24 protein-coding genes and 1 pseudogene are annotated in these 20,207 nt (G+C 72.6%); 12 read left to right on the top strand and 13 right to left on the bottom strand.

The window, feature by feature from the left end; all coding sequences use genetic code 11:
• Nucleotides 1-135 precede the first annotated feature (135 nt).
• The 11 genes from J8M51_RS43200 (at nucleotide 136) to J8M51_RS43150 (ending at nucleotide 8,234) form a co-directional block, all read left to right on the top strand.
• A complete protein-coding gene (locus J8M51_RS43200) occupies nucleotides 136-1,095 on the top strand; it encodes an AAA family ATPase (protein WP_060880849.1) in 960 nt (319 codons plus the stop codon).
• A gap of 158 nt (nucleotides 1,096-1,253) precedes the next feature.
• Nucleotides 1,254-1,793, top strand: a complete 540-nt coding sequence (locus tag J8M51_RS43195) for a hypothetical protein (protein WP_060880847.1) — start codon at nucleotides 1,254-1,256, stop codon at nucleotides 1,791-1,793.
• Between the two features lie 208 nt (nucleotides 1,794-2,001).
• Nucleotides 2,002-2,445 carry a hypothetical protein gene (locus J8M51_RS43190; protein WP_060880846.1) on the top strand — a complete coding sequence of 148 codons (444 nt, stop codon included), beginning with the start codon at nucleotides 2,002-2,004 and terminating at the stop codon, nucleotides 2,443-2,445.
• Nucleotides 2,446-2,461: 16 nt separating this feature from the next.
• A complete protein-coding gene (locus J8M51_RS43185) occupies nucleotides 2,462-3,250 on the top strand; it encodes a hypothetical protein (protein ID WP_060880845.1) in 789 nt (262 codons plus the stop codon).
• Nucleotides 3,251-3,289: 39 nt separating this feature from the next.
• Nucleotides 3,290-4,570 (top strand): phosphoadenosine phosphosulfate reductase domain-containing protein, encoded by a 1,281-nt coding sequence (locus J8M51_RS43180; protein ID WP_237277093.1) that lies wholly within the window; start codon nucleotides 3,290-3,292, stop codon nucleotides 4,568-4,570.
• Between the two features lie 18 nt (nucleotides 4,571-4,588).
• Nucleotides 4,589-4,756 (top strand): hypothetical protein, encoded by a 168-nt coding sequence (locus J8M51_RS43175; RefSeq protein ID WP_164992644.1) that lies wholly within the window; start codon nucleotides 4,589-4,591, stop codon nucleotides 4,754-4,756.
• Nucleotides 4,757-4,802: 46 nt separating this feature from the next.
• On the top strand, nucleotides 4,803-5,255 hold the full coding sequence (locus J8M51_RS43170; RefSeq protein ID WP_060880526.1) for a hypothetical protein: 453 nt from the start codon (nucleotides 4,803-4,805) through the stop codon (nucleotides 5,253-5,255).
• A complete protein-coding gene (locus tag J8M51_RS43165) occupies nucleotides 5,252-5,599 on the top strand; it encodes a hypothetical protein (RefSeq protein WP_060880525.1) in 348 nt (115 codons plus the stop codon). The genes J8M51_RS43170 and J8M51_RS43165 overlap by 4 nt, the downstream gene beginning before the upstream one ends.
• Before the next feature lie 75 nt (nucleotides 5,600-5,674).
• The gene (locus J8M51_RS43160; protein ID WP_060880524.1) at nucleotides 5,675-6,019 is read left to right on the top strand and encodes a hypothetical protein; all 345 of its coding nucleotides are present in this window, start codon (nucleotides 5,675-5,677) and stop codon (nucleotides 6,017-6,019) included.
• Entirely contained in the window at nucleotides 6,016-6,639 is a 624-nt protein-coding gene (locus J8M51_RS43155; protein WP_086761032.1) for a cell envelope biogenesis protein OmpA, read from the top strand. Before J8M51_RS43160 ends, J8M51_RS43155 begins: the two co-directional genes overlap by 4 nt.
• Before the next feature lie 53 nt (nucleotides 6,640-6,692).
• Nucleotides 6,693-8,234, top strand: coding sequence for a hypothetical protein (locus tag J8M51_RS43150; protein ID WP_143673368.1), 1,542 nt, complete (start codon nucleotides 6,693-6,695; stop codon nucleotides 8,232-8,234).
• A gap of 46 nt (nucleotides 8,235-8,280) precedes the next feature.
• Here the strand turns inward: J8M51_RS43150 and J8M51_RS43145 are convergent, their stop codons facing one another.
• The 11 genes from J8M51_RS43145 to J8M51_RS43095 form a co-directional block, all read right to left on the bottom strand.
• On the bottom strand, nucleotides 8,281-8,880 hold the full coding sequence (locus tag J8M51_RS43145) for a hypothetical protein (RefSeq protein ID WP_060879989.1): 600 nt from the start codon (nucleotides 8,878-8,880) through the stop codon (nucleotides 8,281-8,283).
• Between the two features lie 149 nt (nucleotides 8,881-9,029).
• Nucleotides 9,030-9,173, bottom strand: a complete 144-nt coding sequence (locus J8M51_RS43140) for a hypothetical protein (protein WP_159057217.1) — start codon at nucleotides 9,171-9,173, stop codon at nucleotides 9,030-9,032.
• Nucleotides 9,174-9,175: 2 nt separating this feature from the next.
• Nucleotides 9,176-10,411, bottom strand: a complete 1,236-nt coding sequence (locus tag J8M51_RS43135; protein WP_086761031.1) for an MFS transporter — start codon at nucleotides 10,409-10,411, stop codon at nucleotides 9,176-9,178.
• 324 nt (nucleotides 10,412-10,735) lie between these two features.
• On the bottom strand, nucleotides 10,736-11,974 hold the full coding sequence (locus J8M51_RS43130) for a hypothetical protein (protein ID WP_267300050.1): 1,239 nt from the start codon (nucleotides 11,972-11,974) through the stop codon (nucleotides 10,736-10,738).
• A gap of 39 nt (nucleotides 11,975-12,013) precedes the next feature.
• Nucleotides 12,014-12,859 carry an IclR family transcriptional regulator gene (locus J8M51_RS43125; protein WP_060880675.1) on the bottom strand — a complete coding sequence of 282 codons (846 nt, stop codon included), beginning with the start codon at nucleotides 12,857-12,859 and terminating at the stop codon, nucleotides 12,014-12,016.
• A gap of 105 nt (nucleotides 12,860-12,964) precedes the next feature.
• Nucleotides 12,965-13,189: a hypothetical protein gene (locus J8M51_RS43120; protein WP_086805238.1), complete on the bottom strand. Its 225-nt coding sequence runs from the start codon at nucleotides 13,187-13,189 to the stop codon at nucleotides 12,965-12,967.
• A 15-nt stretch (nucleotides 13,190-13,204) separates the two neighbouring features.
• Nucleotides 13,205-13,951 carry an HNH endonuclease family protein gene (locus tag J8M51_RS43115; RefSeq protein ID WP_267300049.1) on the bottom strand — a complete coding sequence of 249 codons (747 nt, stop codon included), beginning with the start codon at nucleotides 13,949-13,951 and terminating at the stop codon, nucleotides 13,205-13,207.
• A gap of 58 nt (nucleotides 13,952-14,009) precedes the next feature.
• The gene (gene trpA / locus J8M51_RS43110) at nucleotides 14,010-14,849 is read right to left on the bottom strand and encodes a tryptophan synthase subunit alpha (protein ID WP_086762263.1); all 840 of its coding nucleotides are present in this window, start codon (nucleotides 14,847-14,849) and stop codon (nucleotides 14,010-14,012) included.
• A 216-nt stretch (nucleotides 14,850-15,065) separates the two neighbouring features.
• The gene (locus J8M51_RS43105) at nucleotides 15,066-15,407 is read right to left on the bottom strand and encodes a hypothetical protein (RefSeq protein WP_060880679.1); all 342 of its coding nucleotides are present in this window, start codon (nucleotides 15,405-15,407) and stop codon (nucleotides 15,066-15,068) included.
• 128 nt (nucleotides 15,408-15,535) lie between these two features.
• Entirely contained in the window at nucleotides 15,536-15,871 is a 336-nt protein-coding gene (locus J8M51_RS43100; protein WP_060880680.1) for an SH3 domain-containing protein, read from the bottom strand.
• 95 nt (nucleotides 15,872-15,966) lie between these two features.
• Nucleotides 15,967-16,776 (bottom strand): hypothetical protein, encoded by an 810-nt coding sequence (locus J8M51_RS43095; RefSeq protein WP_086804574.1) that lies wholly within the window; start codon nucleotides 16,774-16,776, stop codon nucleotides 15,967-15,969.
• 273 nt (nucleotides 16,777-17,049) lie between these two features.
• Between J8M51_RS43095 and J8M51_RS43090 the strand changes: the two genes are divergently transcribed.
• Nucleotides 17,050-17,325, top strand: a complete 276-nt coding sequence (locus J8M51_RS43090; RefSeq protein WP_060880521.1) for a hypothetical protein — start codon at nucleotides 17,050-17,052, stop codon at nucleotides 17,323-17,325.
• A 111-nt stretch (nucleotides 17,326-17,436) separates the two neighbouring features.
• On the opposite strand, the pseudogene J8M51_RS43085 reads toward J8M51_RS43090, so the two are convergent.
• Together J8M51_RS43085 and J8M51_RS43080 are read right to left on the bottom strand one after the other, a co-directional pair.
• Nucleotides 17,437-18,714, bottom strand: a pseudogene (locus tag J8M51_RS43085) (MFS transporter); the annotation flags it as partial.
• Between the two features lie 292 nt (nucleotides 18,715-19,006).
• The gene (locus J8M51_RS43080; RefSeq protein ID WP_086757891.1) at nucleotides 19,007-20,206 is read right to left on the bottom strand and encodes a peptidase M23; all 1,200 of its coding nucleotides are present in this window, start codon (nucleotides 20,204-20,206) and stop codon (nucleotides 19,007-19,009) included.
• Nucleotide 20,207: the final 1 nt, after the last annotated feature.

Below are 20,207 nucleotides of genomic sequence, written 5' to 3'. Positions count from 1 at the left end.
TTCCTGTGGTACAATTAAAAGCGTCAGAGGGAGTCGGGTCCGGCCCCGGGGGTGCTGTTGCACCCGCCGCGCGCGGCCGTGTGAACCCGGCCCCTGAATCCCCGAGGTGTTCCCGGAGGGCCCTTGACGGACACCATGACGCACCCACAGGAAACCCCCGCCGCACGTCCGCTCCACCCGCAGTTCCCGTTCGGCCCCGCCGTCAAGACCCAGTTCCACGGGCGCATTGCCCTGATGGGTCCCAGCGGATCGGGCAAGACGTACACCGCGCTGGAGCTGGCCGCGGCGCTCGGCTCCACCACCGCGGTCATCGAGGCAGTCCACGGACACGCCTCGAAGTACGCCGACCGGTTCGACTTCCACACCTGCCCGCCCCTGACGTACTGCTCGCCGGAGGCTCTCGTTGCGGCCCTGGCCGAATGCGCGGCCCAGGGCTACGAGACGGTGATCGTCGACCCGTACACGCTGTTCTGGTCCGGCAACGGCGGTGTCCTCGAACAGGTCGACGACGCCGCCAAGCGCGGCTCCAGTGGAAGCAAGTCCGGCTGGACCGAGGTCAGGCCGCGTGAACGCCGGATGTGGGACGCGCTGTTCGCCTACCCCGGCCATGTCATCGTGACGCTGCGCTCGAAGACCGACTACCACCTGGAGGCCGACGAGCAGGGCCGTCACGCCATGCGCCGCTTCGGCGGCAAGCCCGAGCACCGCGACGGCGCCGAGTACGAGTTCAACCTCGTCGGCGCAATGGACTCCGACAACACGCTCGTCGTGCTCAAGGCGCTCTCGCCGGACCTGTCCGGCGCGGTCGTGGCCCGGCCCGGGGCCGAGTTCGCCACCCGGGTGCGGGACTGGCTGGAGGACGGTGCGCCGGCCACCCGGCCGGTACCCGTCACCGAACTGATCGCGCAGGCACGCCACCCCGAGGCGACCCTCGCCGAGCTCGGTCAGCTGCGGGACACCGTCCGCCGCCGCTTCCTGGAGGACGTGCTGATGGCCGACGACGACGGGCTGACCCTCATCCGCATGGACGACTACATCACCCGGCGCGGCAGGTCCCTGCAGTCCGCCGCCCCGCAGGACGTCCACGCATCGTGACGCCGGCGTGGCGGCCGCATCCGCGGCCGCCACGGCGTCCGGCGCCAGCCACCACACCCACCGGCCATTTCACCCTCCCCTGGAGCCCCTGTGCGCACCACCCGGTTAGCGGCCTGCCCAGGCCGCGCACCCCCGCGACCTTGATCTCTGGAGCACCCATGACCTCCTTCGTGCACACCCCGCTCGTCTCCCGCGCCGCCGCCGCGATCGCGGACCGCGCCGCCCGCACCCTGCTCTTCCTCGCCGACCACGCGGCCCGCCGCTCCCGCGTGCCCAACCCGGTGGCCGCAACCCGGATCGTGCTCACGCACATCGCCGACCAGAACCTGTCGGGCGCCGACGTCTACGCCGAGGTCACCGCGGGGCTGGAGAACCTCGGCTTCACCTGGCCCGCCGGCTGGTGCGACAACTGCAACGGCGCGCTCACCGAGGACCAGGCCGAGGACGGCGCCCTGTGCGCCCTGTGCGCCCCCTGGATCTGTGCCTGCGCGTTCGAGAATTCCGCAACCGAGAGCCAGTGCGGCGGCTGCCACCTGACCCGCAGCGGGCAGGGCGAGCCCATGCCGCCGTGCACCTGCGGATGCGACACCGCCTTCGGGCGGTACGGCGATTACGACACCGAATCCTCCGCCTCCCGCCAGCACTTCATCGACACCGGGCGCTTCCTGCGGCCCGGCGAGATCCTCGACGCCGACTGACCCGGCCAGTCACCGCGCCGGACACAGCGGCGTCAACTCCCGCCCGATGCCGGGCTACCAGCGACTTCATCACGGGGATCACCCTAATCACATTGACGCTTTTAAGTTGCCTCATAGCGAGCTTTTAGGTAAACTTAGAAGCGTCAAAGGGCAACGGTTCCGACTGCTGCTCGTACGCAACCCCAGGAGGACACCCATTTCCGACACCGTGATCGAGAAGGCACTCCGGGCAGCGAACGAGCAGCAGGAGGAGGTCGTTCGCGACGTCTTCCGCAAGGCCGGCCTGCTCTGGCAGTGCAAGAGCCTCACCTGCCGCTTCGACAACACCCCCGCGCACGAACTGTGCGAGGGGTGCGGTCGCCAGCGCGACGGCCGCCGCGTCGGCGACCGGGTGCCCCCGTCCGCCCACCCGGACGACTTCGAGGATCTGCGCGCCCTGCTGAAGGAGCACTTCGCCTACCAGGGCAAGCGGCTTCCGGACGCGGTGACGTTCGAAAAGGACTTCGGCAACGAGTGGCTCAGCTACGGCGCGACCCTCCACTACGGCCCGCGCACCAGGTTCCACGACTTCGGGAGCGACGTGGAGGAAGCCCTTTGCGATCTCGGCCGCGCCGAGCCCGGCGAGCACCTGCGCGTCGCCCTGTCCCGCTGACCACAGGAGATTCGACTTGCCTACGTTCCTGTCCGCTGACCCCAACGCCCCGACGCCGACCTCCCGCCAGCGCACCTGGCTCTTCGCGGCGCTCCGCGCCCACGACGGACTCATGCCGCTCGGCGTGCCCCTGCGCTCGCTGAGCCTGATGCGGGAGCGCGGGTGGCTCAAGGCCGTCCCGGCCACCGATGACGACCCGCAGCAGCTCCGCCACGAGGCCACCCCCGAAGGCCGCTTCGCGCTGCTCAGCGTCGGCAAGGCCGACGCCCTGCTCAGCGTCCTCGTATCCGCCGAGCCCGGCCTCCTCAAGCTGCCGGTGCAGCAGCAGATCCTCCACTCGCTCGTCCGCGAAGGGCTGGTCACCCGGCTCACCCGGCACGGTGAACAGGACGAGGACCAGGAACAGTTCCCGTACATCACCAACCTGGGCCGCCTCCTGGTCGGCCTGCCCCAGGCTGACACCACCCCGGCCGGCGACTACCTGCTCGCCGCGCTCGCGGCGAAGGGGATCACCGCCGGCATCGAGAGGGACAGCAGCGGAAACACGCGCGTCGTCTTCCGGGACGGCGACATCCACGCGCAGTTCTTCCGCGAGGTCTGGAACCCCGGCTTCTACACCTACAGCGCCCGGCACCCGTCCTGGATGCACAACAAGCCCTGGACCGCACTGATCACCTACGGCACCGACGGGGCCGTCGAGAAGCACCTGCCGAACGACCTCGGCGTGCAGGAGGAGAGCACCCGCATGGCGGCCTCCTTCGCCGCCTGGCTCACCGACGGGGACGACGACGCCTTCACTGCCTGACACCCACCGCCCGCTTCCGCTCCCGGGGGACCTGCCGCCATGGACCTGACCACACGCCTGCACCTGCTGAACCTCATCCGGCTCTCGGCCAGCGCCGAAAGCTCCTGCCGTGCCGCCGACCGCGCGGCCCGCAGGGCCTCGGCCCGCCGGAAGGAAGCCGCCGCGACCCGCCGTCGGCTCCGCCTGCAGCTGCGCACCACCCTCAGCGCCGAACTGGACGCGGCGCGGCAGGCGCTCGAGGACGCCGAGCTCGCCTTCAACGCGCGCTCGGCGGACACCGAGGCGGCCGGTGCCCGGTGGCGCCGCGCCTTCACCGCGAGCGCGCGGGCCGATGCCCGGCTCGGCGACGAGCTCGCCGTCACCCGGGAACTGACCGGGTCGGACCAGCCGCGCACCAAGGGCGGCCGCGCGAAGGCGGAGGCCGCGCTGCTGGCGGAACTCGCCGCGATGCCGAAGAAGCTGCTCGACGCCGCGCACGCCATCCTCGTGCAGTCCAGCGCGGGCAAGGACTCGGTGGTGGCGCTCGACCTGGTCGTGCGCTGGGCGAAGGCCGCAGGCTGCCTGTCCAAGGTCGTCGTGGTCCACGCCGATATCGGCCAGGAAGCCGAGTGGCCCGGGGTTCGGGACCTTGCCCAGCAGCAGGCCGAGCGGTACGGGCTGCGGTTCATGGTGGTCAAGGCGTCTGTCGGATTCCTCGGCATGGTGGAGAAGCGCGGTCTGTGGCCCGACGCCCAGAACCGGCTGTGCACCTCGACGCTGAAGCGGGACGAGGCGGCCAAGTTGTTCACCCAGATCGTCGACGAGCTCGGCCTCGACGATCAGGCCCTGATCGTCAACTGCTTGGGCATCCGCGCCGCCGAGTCTCCCTCGCGCCGCAAGAAGCACGAGCTCGCCATCGACCACCGCGCCAGCAACGGCCGCCGCCTCGTGCTGACGTGGCACCCGGTGTTCCACCTCACCGAAGAGGAGATCTGGCAGGAGATCGCCGACCAGGCGCTCGACTACCACCCGGTGTACGACACCCTCATCCCCCGCCTGAGCTGCATCTTCTGCATCCTGGCGTCCTTCGATGTGCTGGTGCGCGCCGTCCGGCTCTGCTGGGTGCTCGGCCTCCCGACCCCCAAGACGTACGTCGACCTGGAGGAGCGGATCGGGCACCGCTTCAAGAACCAGTTCAGCCTGGCCCAGGTCGTCGAGGAAGCCTCCCGCCAGGAGGCGGAAGAGGGACCGCTCACCTGGCGGAGGGGCGACGCGATCCGCCACCACCTCGGCGAGGACGCGGCCACCGCCTACCTCCAGCGCCTGGCACTCGCCGCCTGACAACGAACGGACCCGCTCATGACGACCACCATCCCGAGTGCCTGCCGGCATTGCGGCATCGGCCACCGCGAACACGCACAGCGGTGGACCCCGGCGGCCGGATGGCACCAGTGGACCTCGCCCACCCAGCAGCAGATCAAGACCCGCATGCTCGCCCGCCGCTCCCGCACCGGCCGCCGCCCCTGACCGGCCGCTGTCCGCAGCCCCTGTCCCCGCACGGAAGGTCTCGCACTTGCTCCTCGCCCCCGCACCCTCGCCCGCCGCCCTGCTGCCGCTCGTGGGCACCACCGACTTCGACGCCGAACTCGCCCGGCTCCTGGACACCCTCGACGCCTCGCAGCTCAACGACATCGAGATCGCATGTGTCCGGCGGCAGAACGCGCACTACGCCGACAAGCTGGTCACCGCGCTGCGCCACCGCACCCGCGAGGTCGTCGCGGCCAAGGAGGCCGACTCACGCTGGCCGGTCGTCTCCGTCAGTTTCGACACCTGGCAGTGGGAGAACGGCTGGTTCTGGTGCGAATACAGCGCCGAGGCCCGTCACCTCGACGGCACGGTCAGCACCATCGACTTCGCCTTCGACGACGTGAGTGAGCTCCTGGCCGACCTGGCCAGCACCGATCACCTCCTCGGTGACGAGACGCTCACCGTCGACCTGCTCACCGGCGCCGTCACCCAGTCATGAACCAGCGCACGATCGCGGCGCCCGCCCCGCGCCCGGCACCCGCCGGTCGAAAGCCGGACGCCCGGAGCCGCACCACGACGGTCGTCTACGACTCCTCGCACCTGCGAGTGCGGGTGCGCGACGGCGAGGTGCTGTGGTTCGTCCGCGACATCGCCCGCGCCCTCGACTTCCGGCCGCCGCTCACACCCGGCGCCGCAGTGCCGCAGGTGCTGCTGACCACGGCCGAGCTCGGAGCGGTCATGGCGGCCGCCGGATTCCGCCCGCCCGCCGCCTTCACCGGCTGGGCGGCGGAGTTGGCCCAGCGCCTGCCGCACCCCGGATCCGTTCCCGCGCTCCGGGGCTGACCCGCCGGCCAGCCGCTTCCGCTCCCCTTCTTCATCCGTCCGCGCCTTGGGCGCCCCTTTCGTCTTCGAGGAGTCATGCTCGACCACCCCACCGCCTGCCCCGACTGCAGCGTCCTGCCCGGTCAGCTGCACCGTCACGGCTGCGACGTCGCCCGCTGCGCCGAAACCGGCCGCCAGCGCCTGGGATGCCCCCACCCGGGCGCCTCCTGCAACACCCGCTGGAGCGGCCACTGGCCCGGCGACGCCGAGTGCTGGGAGTACGGATTCCTGATCCACCCGGGCCCCGAAGGTGAGGCCTCCGGGCTTCCGCCGATGCCGGACCTCAACAGGCTCTACACCGAATGCGACTGGGATCCCTCCCGCCAGCGGATGGTCCTGCGCGCACCGAGCACGCCTTCGACACCGGAGGTACGCGCGTGAGCCAGCCTCCCGTTCCCGTGCGCTGTGCTGCCCGCCCCCGCGTCGGCGGCCTCGTGGTGCCCTTCATCTCCTACGAGCACGGCGGCCACGCGCTGTTCGGGAGCGTCGACCCCCACCGTCGTGCCCAGGCCCTGCTGCACCAGCTCTGCCAGATCTGCGGCCAGCGGCTCGAGGAGCGCATCTGCCTGACCGTCCGGCCCATGGACGTGCGGGCCGGGGTCGCTCCCGAGCCGGGACTTCACCCGGAATGCCTGGCCTACACCGCCAGGGCCTGCCCCATGATGAACGGCGCCGCGACCGGCTACCGCAGCGCGCCGGCGGCCCTCACTCACCCCGCCGGGCGCCCGTGCAGCGATCCGGGGTGCCCGTGCCCGCGGATCGCTCCCGATGCCCAGCACGCCATTCGCGCGGGGCAGCCGGCGGATGACTGGGACTCCTGGATGATCCGCGACACCCATTACCGGATCAAGCGGGATGCGGATCGGCCCGGGCGGCTCCTCGGGGTCGACCTCGACGCCCCCGTGCTGCGGATCCGCCCGCTGCGCCGCAGCCCGCGCCCCCGCCTCGACGACGCGCAGGCCGAGCAGCTGCTCGCCGCGCTGCGGGCGCTGGGCCTGTAGCCGCGGCCCACGCCGTGCATCCTCCGACGTCCTCCACTGCAAGGAATCCACCCGTGCCCACTGCCGCGCCTGCCGCTCCCGCTCTGTTCTCCCTGCCGGCTCCCCGAGGGCCGGCCCGGCCCGTCAAGCGGAAGACGGTGCTGTCGTACGGTCTCGGCGCCGACTCGACCGCGATATTGCTGATGTTTCTCGCGGACCCCGTGCGCTACGGACTCGCACCCGACCTGTCCGATTTGATTGTTTTGCACGCCGTCACCGGTAACGAGTGGCCGACCTCTTTGTCGTACGTCGACCGGCTCGTGCTCCCGCTGCTCGCCGAGCGCAAGGTGCGGGTGGTCCAGGTGGCGAGGATGGGGCGCAGCGACTCCGACGGGGTCTTGGTCCTCGAGGACTCGCGGTCCACCCGCCGCATCCACCAGGCCGGGCCGTGGCGGCTGTCGGACTGGCTGCTGACCGGCGGCACCGTGCCCCAGATGGCTTCCGGGCGCAGGACCTGCTCAATTCGTTTTAAGGGATGGGTACTTGATCACTGGGCGGTCGCCGAGTTCGGCCAGTCCGCGTTCCGGCGGGTGATCGGCTATCACGCCGGCGAGCGCTCCCGGATGGAGAAGGACACCAAGATCCAGGACCGGCTGAACGAGAAGGCCGGCCGGGTGATCTGCGAGCCCTCGTATCCACTGGTGGACGCGGGGATGGACCGGGCCGCGGTGGAGGCGTACGTGCTGGAGCGTCTCGGCGAGCCCATCCAGAAGAGCTATTGCACCTTCTGTCCCTTCAGTGGCGTTTGCGCATCCCGGGATCGGCACGAGGCGCGGCTGCGCGAGCACCCGGACCTCGCCGCCGAGGCGTTGATGATGGAGTACGCCTCGATGGCGCTGAACGAGCCGATGTCGCTGTACGGGACGCGGTCGCTGTACCAGCAGCTCGCCGAGGACGAGCGCAACGACGCCGTGCTCACCGCGTTCGAGGACCGCCTGGACGCGGCGCCGTTCTCCCTGTACGAGGTGCGCCGCGTGTACCTGCCCGGCCGCACCAAGGACTGCCGCCGCCATCACGGAGCTCGGTGTCCCCGGCCCTCGTGGTGGTGCCGCACCGAGCGGACCACCGTGTGCCGGCGCGCCCACTCCTCGTTCGAGACGGCAGCGGACGGCGAGCAGGCCGAACTGCCGCCGCAGTGCGCCGGGCTCGAGGACGGCTGCCGCGGCAGCCAGGTCAAGGGCGCCGCGTGGCGGTCGGTCCGTACGGTGTGGGAAGGCTCGCGGCTGGAGGCGGAGTTCACCCTGCTGGACTGGTCCCGGGAACAGGGCGTGCGGCTGCGCCGCGGCGAGAGTTCGCGGATCAACCGGCTGCACTACCTGGAGCGCGGCGAGGGCTACCCCTCGGCGGAGGCCTACCTTGTGGCCGCGCCGAGCGGCGCCGACGACAAGAACCGGGGCTCCTTCGAGCGCAAGTGGACCGAGATCACCGGTCTCATCGGAACCCGGTGGGAGCCCGTGCGGCCGCTGGTTCACCACCCGGTCCGGCGCGGCTCGCGCGTTGTGCCGGTCATCCGGCCCTCGGGCGTGGAGCACGTACCCGCCCTGGAGCTGGCCTGACCGGGCGCCCGAGGGGGCGTGAGCCGTGTGCCGGATCGGCGGCGGCTCAGCGGCGCTGCCGGTCACGGCGGGCGGTGGCCTCCCACTCCTGCCACGCCGTGTACTCCTGACGCACGTAGCCGCGCAGTCCTTCGGCCGACTGCCACTGGGGCGAGTCAGCACCGAGTAGGCCTTCCACGTGGACCTGGTCGAGCTCGAGGTCGAGGTGCAGAAGCAGGTCGGCGGCCATCACGGCTGCGTCGCCGGCGTCGGCTGCGGACTCCTCGTCGACCAGGGCTCCGTGCGCGGCGACTTCCATCAGGTGGGCGGCCCGGTCGAGGTAGGCGGCCTGGCGCAGGTAGAAGAGCCGGTATCCGCCTGCGTCGACTGCCGGCCCGTGGCCGTCCCGGGCCGCCTGCGCGCGCAGGTTGATGCCCTCGGCCCACAGCGCCAGCGTCAGCTCCTCCTCGTCCAGGGCCGGGGCCGTGCCGTACGCCTGGTCGTAGTCGGGTGCGAGGAGGTCCGGGAGCTCGGCGGGCTGCCAGCGGTAGCCGCACAGCAGGCAGGCGAACGCGGCGACGGAGGGGGCGCCGGAGGAGGGGGCGAGCTGGGCTTCGACTTCGTCGCTCGGGCACTTCGGGCACTGGATCACGAGGTGATCGGGCATCGGTGTTCCTTTCGCGGCTGGGTCATGTCAGGTGTTCTCCGGCCCGCCGGGCGTCGGGCGGGGGCTGGTGTACGTCGAGGGCCCGGCCCCGCAGCTGTGACAGCTGTGGGGCCGGGCCCTCGATGTGCGTGCGGGGAGCGTCATCGCGCTCAGCCGGGGGACGAGGGTGTCGCGTCCGCTGCGTCCGGGGCGGGCTCTGCGGCTGCTGTCGGCTCCCGGGACGTCGGCGGCTGCGGGGGCGTGTCCGGCAGGGGCGAGGCGGGCCAGGGCACGTTGGTGAACTTGGAGGTCACGGTCAACTCCTCGTGTCGGGGCGGGTGAGGGCGTGGGTGCGCAGGGAGCGGGCGAGGGGGTAGCAGGCGGCGACGGCGAGCGCGGCGCTGGCGGCGAGGAGCACGGCGACCAGCGGGCGGCCGCCGGCGTCGAGGGCGAGGGCGATGCCCAGCGGCGGCAGCGACGCGAGCGCGGTCGCCCCGCTGACGACGGCCTGGTAGCGGCCGGTGGCGCCGGGCGGGGCGGCGGTGGAGATGTAGGCGCCGACGGCAACGCTGTAGAGGACCTCGCCGGGAACCAGGACGACGGCGGCGATCGCGTATCCGGTGACGGTGTGCTGGAAGGCGGCGATGGTGATGCCGAGGCCGAGGATCGCGGAGCCGGTGGCGAGCACGGGGACGATCGGGAAGCGGACGGTGTCGCCGCGGCCGACGAGCAGACGCATCAGAGGCGGAGTCAGAGCGAGAACCGCGACGGTGTTGGCGACCATGGCCAGCCCGAATCCCGTGGCGGGGAGCTGGTCGTCGGTCATCAGGAGAGGGAGGACCGAGACGAGCCCCCAGGCGCAGATCATCGAGCAGACGGCGACCACGGTGATCCAGCGCAGCGTGGGATCGCCGAGGACCTGCCGGTAGCCGACCGAGGGGGCGCCGGCGATGGCCGCCTTGGGGGCCAGGAACCGGCGGGCGACGAGCGCGAAGGCCAGGCACACGACGGCGTTGATGACGAACAAGGCCCGGTAGCCGTGATGGTGGGCGAGGTAGCCGCCGGCGCCGCCGCAGACCGCGATGCCCACGTTGCTCGCGAAGTAGGTCCAGGTCTGGGCGCGCGTGCGGCCGGCCTCGGTGGGGATCGCCTCGTTGATGGCGGCCGAGACGGCCGGCCGGTGGGCCTCCATGGTCAGCCCCAGGCACACAGCGACGGCGAGCAGCGCGGGCAGGGAGGTGGCGACGGCGAGCGCGAGGCACGCGAGCGCGGACAAGATCATCAGGGAGACCAGGGCGGTGCGCTGGCCGAGCCGGTCGGTGAGCGCGCCGGCCGAGGCCTGGCCCAGGCACCAGCCGATCCCGAAGGCCGTGAGCGCGGCGCCGGCCGCGGTAGTGCCGTGTCCGGCCCCGTCGGCCACGTAGTAGCCGAGGAAGTCCCAGCTGAATCCGCCGGCCTTCACGACGAGCGAGCTGATGATCAGGATCCGGACGACGGAGCGTGCCGTCTCCGCGGTGGGCACGGCGGCGGTGGCCGGTGCGTGTGTGGCCATGCGGCGTCTCCCTGCAGATCCCGTCTGCGGTTGTCAGGTTGGGGGTGGACAGCCCGAAGGCGGCCGAACCAGAGGTGCGGCCGCCTTCGGTGTGATGCTCGTGTGCCTTACGGGCGCACGGAGCGGACGGATCGGACGGATCGGACGGAACTCTTGCGGCAAGGGCGCATGAGCCTCTCCTCTTCACTAGTGCCGGCCCCCGGGATGGGGATGTGGTGAAGGTATGGGCAGGTCAGCAGGGCAGTGGCCGTTCCGGTGCACCCCGGACATGCTTGAAAGATGAAGCATGTCCGGGGTGCACCGTTTACCGGGTGAGGCCGACGGTCACGCCGCGCAGCCGTGGGGGTCTGCCGGCTCCAGCGGTGCGGAGGAGGTGGCGGGACGCAGCAGTTGGAGAAGGTCGGGTCGCGGGATGCCGAACTGCAGCGCCGCCTGGTCGGTGATGGCGGCGACGGTCTCCTCGGCCGTGTGGGGCTGGTGATGGGCGAGCCAGCCGAGGAGCTGCTGCACGGCAGGTGAACGGCCGGAGCCCGCCGCGAAGTCGGCGAGCGCGGCCCGTGTGATCACCTCGGCGAGTGCCTGAGCGGGGAGGGTGTCGTGCAGGCGGTCGGCCGCGAGGTGCGCGAGGTCCGCGGCGACCTCCCGGACGGAGTCCGCAGTGCGATGACGCAGGGCCCATCGGGCGCGCCGCTCGGGGTCGTCCCACAGGGCGGAGAACAGGACCGGGTCGAGGCGCCGGCGGAGCTGCTCGGCGTGGGCCGGCAGAGCCGGGCGGTCGCGGCGGGTTGGCCAGCGGGAGGCGGCGGGGCGGCGGCGGTGGGCGGCCCAGTTCTCGGCGACGGGCCGTGACCACATGGGCCGGTTGCCGACCATGGCCTGCGGTTCGGGAACGGCGCCCTGGCCGCGGCTGATGTAGGCGCGCAGCGCCGAGGCGCTGATGGAGGCGGCCGCGGCGAGGGTTGGGGTGCCGATCAGTCGGTCACCGGCGAGTTCGGGAGCGGTGAGGGTGACCACGCAGGACTGAAGCGGCAGCCGGTCGGCGGCCGTGGTGCGGCGGGCGGCCCAGAGGGCCAGGTCGTGCAGCCACTGCGCGGCGTCCACGGCCTCGCTCATTCCGGTGAGCGTGGAGGCCTGGTGCAGGTGTCCGCGGACGGGGTCGGCGTGCGGGTCGTCGAGGAGGTCGGGGGCGGTGATGGTGGCCGCGCCGGGCACGGGCTGTTCCTCGAAGGCGCCGGCGTCTTCGTCCCACAGCTGGGGCGGCCGGAGCCAGCGAGTGCCGTCCCACCAGTAGCCGCCGGCCCGGGAGACCAGCGGCTGGCCGGGCTGCCAGTCCCACGGGCCGGTGCCGTCGGGGCCGGTGCCGTACAGCAGGACGGTGCGGCCCATCTGCGGGTGGGCGTGGACGATCCACGCGAAGCCGGCGCGCTGCGGGTCCGGCGTCGGCCGGGACGTACCAGCGCCCGGGGGCGGGTCGGCGGTCAGGTGGGTGTCGTCGACGAACGGCAGGCCGGGGACGGGGTGGTCGGTGCTGGCGCCGTTTGCGAGGAGTCGGTGTGAAGCCATGGTCGTGGTGTCCTTCGAGCAGGGGCGGCGACAGGGCGGTCAGGCGATGCGGCGGCTGGGCGCGGGGGCCGTATCCCGGCGGGCTCCGACGGCCCGGCCGGCAGCCCGGCGCAGGAGGACCGCGTACTCCTGCGCTCGCAGCGGCTCTTGGAACAGCGGGTCTGCTCCGGTGACGCTGAGGACGGCGACCAGGTGCGGCCCGGACAGGACCGGGGTGGCCAGGGTGCACAGGCCGGGACATCGGCGCAGCGCGATCCGGGTGGAGCGGATGGTGTCCCCGGTGGCGGCTGGCAGGCCGAGGGGCCGGCCGTCGGCGCTGACGGCGAGCTCGGCGGGTACGTAGGCGAGCGCGGCCCGGCCGGCGGCGGTGGCACGCAGGTCGTCGTGCTGCTGCGCGGCCGCGGTGCGCAGCCCGGGGAGCGGGCAGGCCAGGTCGATGAGGGTGAGGTGCAGTCCGAGGCCGAGCCGGAAGCGCGGCTCGTGCCAGGCCGTGGCGAGCCCGGTTTCGTGCTGCAGGTCTTCGACGATGCGGCGGACCGGCTCCGTCGTGGCGGCCGTGCCGGTGGGATCGGGGGTGAGCGGTGCGGCGTCGCGGGCGAGCCGGTAGGTGCCGCGGCGGGTGCCGGACTCGACGAGGTGCTCCAGGGCGGCGGCCTTGAGGAGCTTGGAGGCGTGCGAGGGCTGCAGGCCCGCGGCGCGGGCGATGTCGGCGAGTTGGTGTTCCTGGTCGGCGCCCAGGCGCAGCAGCGCGCGAAGGACGCGGAAGCCGCGGCCGGCGGACTGCGGCGGCTGGCGGCTGTCGGTCATGGCGGCCAGGACCGGGGGGACGGCGGGCGGGGACCAGTACGCCGAGGAGGTGGGTCTCTGCGGGATGTCGATGGACATGCGACCTCCGGGTCAGTGATGCGCGGCGGGGGCTCCAGACGTCGAGGGGGGTGCCGGGGAGCCGGCCTCACGGGCGCGGCTCCGCGTCGGCGACATCGAGGAGGGTCAGGGGAGGTAGGGGCGGCGGCGCGGCTGGAAGCCGGGCGGCTCGGCGGGGGCCGGCACGGCGACGTCGTCGTCCACGTCGTCACTGGCCGGGCTGCCGCTGTAGCGGGGTTCCACGAACAGGTGCTGGGCCCGCCATTCCGGGTGCGGGGACAGCGGGGCGGGACGGGGTCGGCGTCCGGCGCCGGCGGTGCGGCCCGGCGGGATGCGGCGTTGGGTGTGCACGAACGTCTCCTCGTTCTACTTCTGGCCCGGCAGGGCGACGCCCGTGCTGGTGTCGGTGGGCAGCGGCTGGTCGGGGCAGCCGTTCAGGACGCGGGCCATGGCTGCCTTCTCCGGCTTGGTGACCCACAGGCGGTACTTGGCCTTGACCGCGATCTGCCGTGCGACGTACGAGCAGCGGAAGGTCTTGTTCGGGGGGAGCCAGGTGGCCGCGTCCGCGTCGGACTTCGCGGAGTTCGCCGGGCCCGAGGCGGCAACCAGATTGAGGGGGTCGTTGCCCAGGGCGCGCCTTTGTTCCTGGGTGAGTTGGGCGGCCCCGACCCGCCAGGTCGCGCCGAGGGCGACGGCGTGGTCGATCTGGACCTGCGCGCTCTGCGGGCCGCGGACGAAGTGGATGTTCTTGCCGGTGTAGGGGTCGGCGAGGGTGCCGGTGGCGACCACGCAGCGGGAGGTCCCCTTGTACGTGATGTTCTGCAGGTCGCGACGCAGAACATCATTTCGGGTATCGCATGAATTGCCCGATCCGGGTGCGGTGGTGGTGTCCGACCAGGCCGACCCGAACTTGGCCTCACGGTCGTATCCGGTCATCGGGGCGGGGCCCTTGACTGCGAGCTGGGCGAGGGCGTGCTGGGCGGTGCCGGCCGCCGCCGGGCTCTGGACGGCGGCCTTCGCATTGTCGGGGTGGTCGGTGGCGGCGGAGCAGCCGGTCAGTGTGGCGGCGAGGGCGAGGCCGGCCAGTGCCGTGCGGCGGGTGGTGGGGTTCAACTCGGAGGTACCTCTTCCGGGTCCGGGTGGTCGCCGCGGCCGCGGCGCCCCTTGATGATCACGCAGTGAGCGGGTGGGACGAGGCAGGGGTGTGCAGGGCGTGCGCGAAGGCCCTGACCTGTTCCACGGCGCCGTCGAGGCCGGCCGGTGCGTGTTCCTGCAGCAGGGGCCGGATCAGCGGGGAGCCGATCACGACTCCGTCGAGGAACGGGGCGACCTGGCTCGCGAGTTGAGGCGTCGAGATGCCGATGCCTCCGACGACGGGCAGGTGGGAGTGGGTGCGCAGCCGTGCGGTGAAGTCGCTCAGCGCGGGCAGGTCCAGTTCACCCTGGTAGCCGGTGGGGGCAGAGGCGGCCGGGGCGTAGATCCAGCCGGAGGCGGCCTCGGCGATGGCGGCCAGGTGGTCGTCGTCGGCGTCGCGCGGGGCGAACTGCGGGGTGTGGATGCCGGCCGCTCGGGCGGCGTCGATCCATTCGGCGGCCGCTGACACGGGCAGGTCGGGGATCATCGCGCCGGCGGCGCCGGCCTGGGCGAGGTCCTGGGCGAAGCGGGCGGGTCCGTCGAAGTCGAGGACGGACGCCCAGTAGCTCATGGCGACCACCGGGACGCCGGTGCTGGAGGCGGCCAGGCGGATGGTGGAGAAGACGTGCGCCATGCGCGCGCCCTGGCTCAGGGCCTGGGCATGGGCGGCGCAGATGTCCGGTCCGTCGAGGGTCGGGGTGCGGTGCGGGACACCGACCTCGAGGAAGTCGGCGCCATGGCGGGTGAAGGCGCGGAGCGTCTCGATCCCGGCGGTCCAGTTGGGGAAGCCGGCGGGCAGGAACGCGCCGAGGGCCGGGCGGCGGCGGTTGGCGAGGAGTGCGGTCAGGCCGGCCGCGGCGGGGGTCACAGTGGTCATGGCGAGGCGCCTTTCACGGGGCGAGCGAGGGCGAGCGCGGAGGGGGTGTCGCGCGGCCGTGGGGACCGGGTGGGCCCGGGGTGTATGTCCGGGCCCACCCGTCAGGTCCTCCGGAAAACCGGCAAATAGCCCGCAGGTGGGTGCAGTTCTGCCCCGAAGGGTTGGCTGTACCTGGAGGGGTGGTGTTGTCGCGGAGGGGGTGGGGGCCGGGGGCGGCTAGAAGTTGCCGGCCCAGACCCAGCCGTACCGGCCGCTGTCGGAGCCGGCCTCGACGTGGCCGTAGTACCACCGGTTGCCGGCCTTCGACTTGGCCGAGCACTTCACGTAGAACCCTTGGGCGCTGTCCACGTGGGCGGTCACCTTGTATCCGGCCCCGGGCCCGCTGTGGACGGCCGGCCAGGTGAGGTTGGGCGCGTAGATCGTGTGGTTTGCGTCGTTGCGGGTGCAGGCGCCGCTGCCGACGGCGGCCGAAGCCGGTGAGGCAGTGAGGGCAAGTCCGCCCATCAGAACGCTGGTTGCGGCGGCCGCGGTCGCGGCGCGGCGAATGACAGGACGCACGAGAACTCCCTTGGGCGAAGTGGGGGGATGCGGATGTCCGCAGGCTGCGGGGGTCCCGGCCGCGACCCGGTGGGGCACGGTGCGCGCCGCGCGGCTGTCCCGCGGGGCGGCCGGGACGAAATGCCGCGCTACCCGGCGAGGTGGAACTTGATCATGTCCTGGCGGATCCAGCCGTATGTGCCGGCCGGCAGTCCACCCTTGGACCGCTTCTTGAGCTTGGCCTTGTACCAGGAGCCGCTCTTGCAGTAGAGGGCCAGCTGGTCCTTGTCGTAGACCAGCCCCTTCGACTTGTACGAGGTCGACGGGCCGGTGCGGAAGTTGATGCCGTTGCCGTCGACTTCCGCGCTCTGGTCGTAGGTGGAGCAGCCGCTGGCAGCGGACGCGGTCGGCGCGAGCGCGGCGGCGCCGCCGGCCAGCAGGGAGACGGACAGGGCGACGGTGGCGAAGCGCTTGAGTGCTGGCATGGCCTTCAAGCCCCTTTCATGAGGTGGATGGGCCCGGTGGCCCGCTGGTGCGGGCCACCGGAGCCGGGGCGCCGTGCAGCGCCCCGGCGGGGATGTCAGCCCTGGTCGGCGCCCTGGCGGCCGGTGCGGCGCTTGCCGTAGCCGACAGCGCCCACGGCTGCCAGGCCGGCGGCGAGGAGGCCGCCGGCGGTCAGGGCCAGCGCCGTGTTCCCGTCCGCGCCGGTGTGCGCGAGGCTCCCGGCGGGCTTGAGGTTGTCGCTGGCGCTGATCTGCTCGGTGGTTCCGCCCTTGGGCGTGCTGGCGTTGTCGGAGCCGCCCTTGCCCGCGTCGCCCTTGTCGGAGCCCTCACTGCCCGTGGTCGGGTCCGGCGACGGCTCGGTGGTCGGGTCGGTGCCCGGGTCCGTTGTCGGCGGGTCCGTCGGATCGGTCGTGGGCGGGTCCGTCGGGTCCGTCGTCGGAGGATCGGTCGGATCGGTCGTGGGCGGGTCCGTCGGGTCCGTCGTCGGAGGGTCCGTCGGATCGGTCGTGGGCGGGTCCGTCGGGTCCGTCGTCGGAGGGTCCGTCGGATCGGTCGTCGGAGGATCGGTCGGGTCCGTCGTGGGCGGGTCCGTGGGATCGGTCCCCGGCTCGGTCGGGTCGGTGGTCGGCGGGTCCGTCGGATCGGTCGTGGGCGGGTCGGTCGGGTCGGTCCCCGGCTCGCCGGTCGGCCCCGGGCTCGGAGTGTCGGCGTTCGCCGAGACCTCGAGCTTCAGATCGAGCAATCCCTCATCCGCCGAGACGGATGCCTTCGGCTCCGGGGAGCCGGTGGCGGCGATCGCCGCCGGGGCGGCCAGCGCCGCCGAGGCGGCCACGACGACGGTGGTCGCCGCGACGCGGCGCAGCACGCCTGGTCGGGTCTTTCGCATGGGTGAGATCAGCCTCCACTGCTGCACGGCAGGCTCGACCGGTCAGCGCACGCTGCGCCGAGGCGAAGTACCTGCTGGTGAAGCGATCATGGAAGTGACGGCCTGTGGACAGAGTCCGGAGATTTCCGGGCTTGAGCCAGCCACGCGGAAGAGGCCTGTGGACACAGAACGCGGCGCCCGGAATGGGGGGAGTTGCCGCGGCATCTGCGGGCCGAGGACCGGGCTCGGGCCGCTCGTCGGTTCGCGCCGGCCTGGGCCTGTCACCATGGGGCGATGACCCTCGTGATCGCGCTCGTCGTCGGCACCGTGGCCGGGTACCTGATCAGGTGCTGGCGTCCGGCCCGGCGGGTGGTGCGGTGGGCGCAGCGCCAGGAGGTGGGCACCGCGGCGTGGTGGCCGGCTCAGCCGGTGCTCGCGGTCGCGGTGCTCGTGATGTACGTCGTCCACCCGCGCCGGAGCGTGAGCAACGCCCGCTCGTGGCAGCAGGAGCCGCGGGTGGACGCGCCGCAGTTCGATCCCGAGTGGGCGGCCAGGCGCCGCTCTTCGTGAGCGAGAGGACGCCGGACAGCGTGAGGCCCGACGCACACACGGGGGATGCGCGCCGGGCTCTGCACTCACGGTAGCCGCGGGTCTGCCCGGTGCGGAGGCGATTGCGCGAGTTCATTTCGATCCGGCCAGCGGCTCGGCTGATTTGCTCTCCGCACCCGCCGGGGTGAGGGCGAGGTGGCGGCGGGTGGCCAGGAGCAGGAGCAGGCCGAGCGCGGCGCCGCCGGCCGCGACTTCGGCAGGTGCGGCCGGGAGGGTGGAGGGCACGAGGCCGGCGAGAGCGGTGCCGGCTGCCTGGCCCAGGCCCAGGCAGGCGATCAGCCAGGCCGAGGCTTCGGCCAGCGTGTGCTTCGCGACGAGGACGTCGAGCGCGTGGAAGCCGGTGACAAGGAGCGGCGCGAGGAAGAGGCCGGGCAGGACGGCGGCGGCGATGGCCAAGGCGGGGGCGGGATCGGCGAGCATGGGCAGCGAGCCGATCAGGAACCCGCCGCCGATGCACAGGAGTTGACGGGCGGGGGAGCCGGGCCAGGTGCGGCGGCCGTAGAGCAGCCCGCCGGTCAGACTGCCGACGGCGAGTGCGGCGGGGATCAGCGTGGACAGGTAGTCGGCGTGGTGGCGCTCCCCCGCCGCGAGCGCCACCACGTTCAGGGCCCCCAGGGTGATGCCCGCGCCGAACAGGGCGCCGGCCAGGGCGCGCAGGCCGGGGACGCGGATCGGGCCGAGCCAGTGTGTGCGGGTGGGAAGCGGCTGCCAGGTGCGGGTGGGCGGCGCGGAGAGGAACAGCCCGGCGCCGGCCAGTCCGATGACGGCGGTGCCGGTGAGCACGAGGACGGTGCCGGTCACTGCGTCGAGGCCGAGGACGAGGAGCGGGCCGCCGATGAAGACGATCTCCTGGGCGCAGGCGTCGAGGGCGAGCGCGGCCCGGCGATGCTGCGGATCGTCGACGACGTGCGGCCACAGGACGCGGAGCGCGGCCTCCAGGGGCGGGGTGCACAGTCCCGCGGCCGCGGCGATGACCGCGGCGGGGGTGGGGTGGTCGGCCGGGTGGAGGAGGGCGAGGGTCAGGAAGGCGGCGGTGGAGGCGAGGGAGGTGAGGCCGATGGCGAGACGGTGGCCGTGTCGGTCCAGCAGGCGGCCCCACAGCGGCTGTCCGATCGCGGCGGCCAGGCCGTATACGGCGGCGAGGATTCCGGCCAGGCTCAGCGTGCCGCCGTCGGCGCGCACGGCGAGCAGGATCGCCAGCGGGGCCATGGCGACAGGGAGGTGGCCGATGACCGCGCCGGCGAGGAGGCGGGTGACGTACGGGGTGGCCAGGACGTCGCGGTAGCGGGCAGCCGGCTGCACAGGGGGTCTGCGCGGGGGGTGCAGGAGGGGGCTGATGGTCATGGGCGGGCGGTCCTTGGTGTCGTACGCAGGAAGGGAGCGCGCTTGCGGCGCGGGAGGAGGGAGCTGGCCCGCCCGGGAGACGGGCCAGCTGACGCGGAGGAGCCCTCATGGGCCGGTGGTGCCCGACAACCGGGGAACTGCCGTGCTCGGGCCCTGCGCCGTTCCGGGCGCGATCGTGCACGTTTCCGCAGGTTCGAGCAGGTGGCCCGCCGCCAACGCGGGGGCGCTACTTTGACGGGGCGGACACTGCGGCGCGGGAAGTGCGGCTGCGTACGAGCGGTTCTCATCGGGCCGGCGCTTATCCGGCCTTGGGGAAGACCGGCGGGGTCCAACCGATGTACTTCGCGCCCCACTTGGTCTCGAAGAGCTCGGCGTCGACGACGTCGATGTAGCCCGGTCGCATGATGTCGTTGCTGGCGACCTTGCCGTCGCCGAGGTAGACGGCAATATGCCCGGCTCTGTGGCCTGTGTCCCAATACATCAGGGCGCCGGCGGGCGGATGCCGGTCGCCGTCGTGCTGCATGGACTTCGGCACGACGCTGTAGTGGTCGATCGCGTAGTTGACGCCGCTGAAGTTCCAGCCGTAGACGATCGCGGTGAAGGCCAGGCAGCGCTGGTACCACTCCTTGGAGGAGCCCGATCCGGAGTTCTTCTTGGCCCAGGCGATGGCCTCGTCCACGGAACGCGGGTTGTTGAGCTTCCAGGTCTGCTTGCCGTCGGTGAACTTGCCGCCGGCGCTGCCGCCCGTGCCGCCGGCTCCCGGCTTGGCCACGCCGCAGCCGTTGTTCTCACTGGTGACCGGCTCGCTGTCGTCGCCGGCGGCCGCAGAGTCGGCGGAGCCGGTGGGGGAGCCACCGCGCTCGAGGTTGATGCCGGCGTCCTTGGCGAGCTTGCGCATCGCCGTCTCGTGACCGGCGTACAGCTCGGGGTGGGCCGACTTCTGGACCTTCTGGGCGGCCGTGCCGAGGGGGAGCTTGGCCCAGCCCTTGATGTCGACGAGGCCGTCGTTGGTGCCGCGGCCGAGGAAGAACGACTCGGCGGAGTAGCTCGGCGTCATGATCTGCTGCTTGGTGCCCCAGTTCATGGAGGGCCGCTGCTGGAAGAGGCCGACGCTGTCGAGGTGGCCGTGGCCGAGGTTCTGCATCGTGCTTTCCTGCATCGCAGTCATGAGCCCGATGAGGGTGGCCCGGCCGGGCAGTTTGGCCTTCTTGGCCGCGTTGTCGATCACCTTGGCGTACTCGACCTGCTGCTCGTGCAGGGTTCCGGTGGCCTGGTTGCCGGCGCCGTCGGTCTCCGAGACGGCGGAGGCGTCCGCGGTGCCGGGTCCGGTGTCCTCGCAGTCGGCGGCGCTGGCCTGCCCCGCGGGGAAGAACATGCCGAGCAGGAGCAGCCCGACGAAGAAGACGACCAGGGCGATGGCGCCGAACTTGAGCTGCGCGCCCTTCTTGACGACGCCGGAGGCCTTGAGGGCGCCGCGCATGAGATCCCGCTGGTCCACG

The sequence above is a fragment of the Streptomyces griseiscabiei genome, from assembly GCF_020010925.1.
Lineage (GTDB): Bacteria > Actinomycetota > Actinomycetes > Streptomycetales > Streptomycetaceae > Streptomyces > Streptomyces griseiscabiei.
This window is presented reverse-complemented; position numbering and strand designations above follow the sequence as displayed.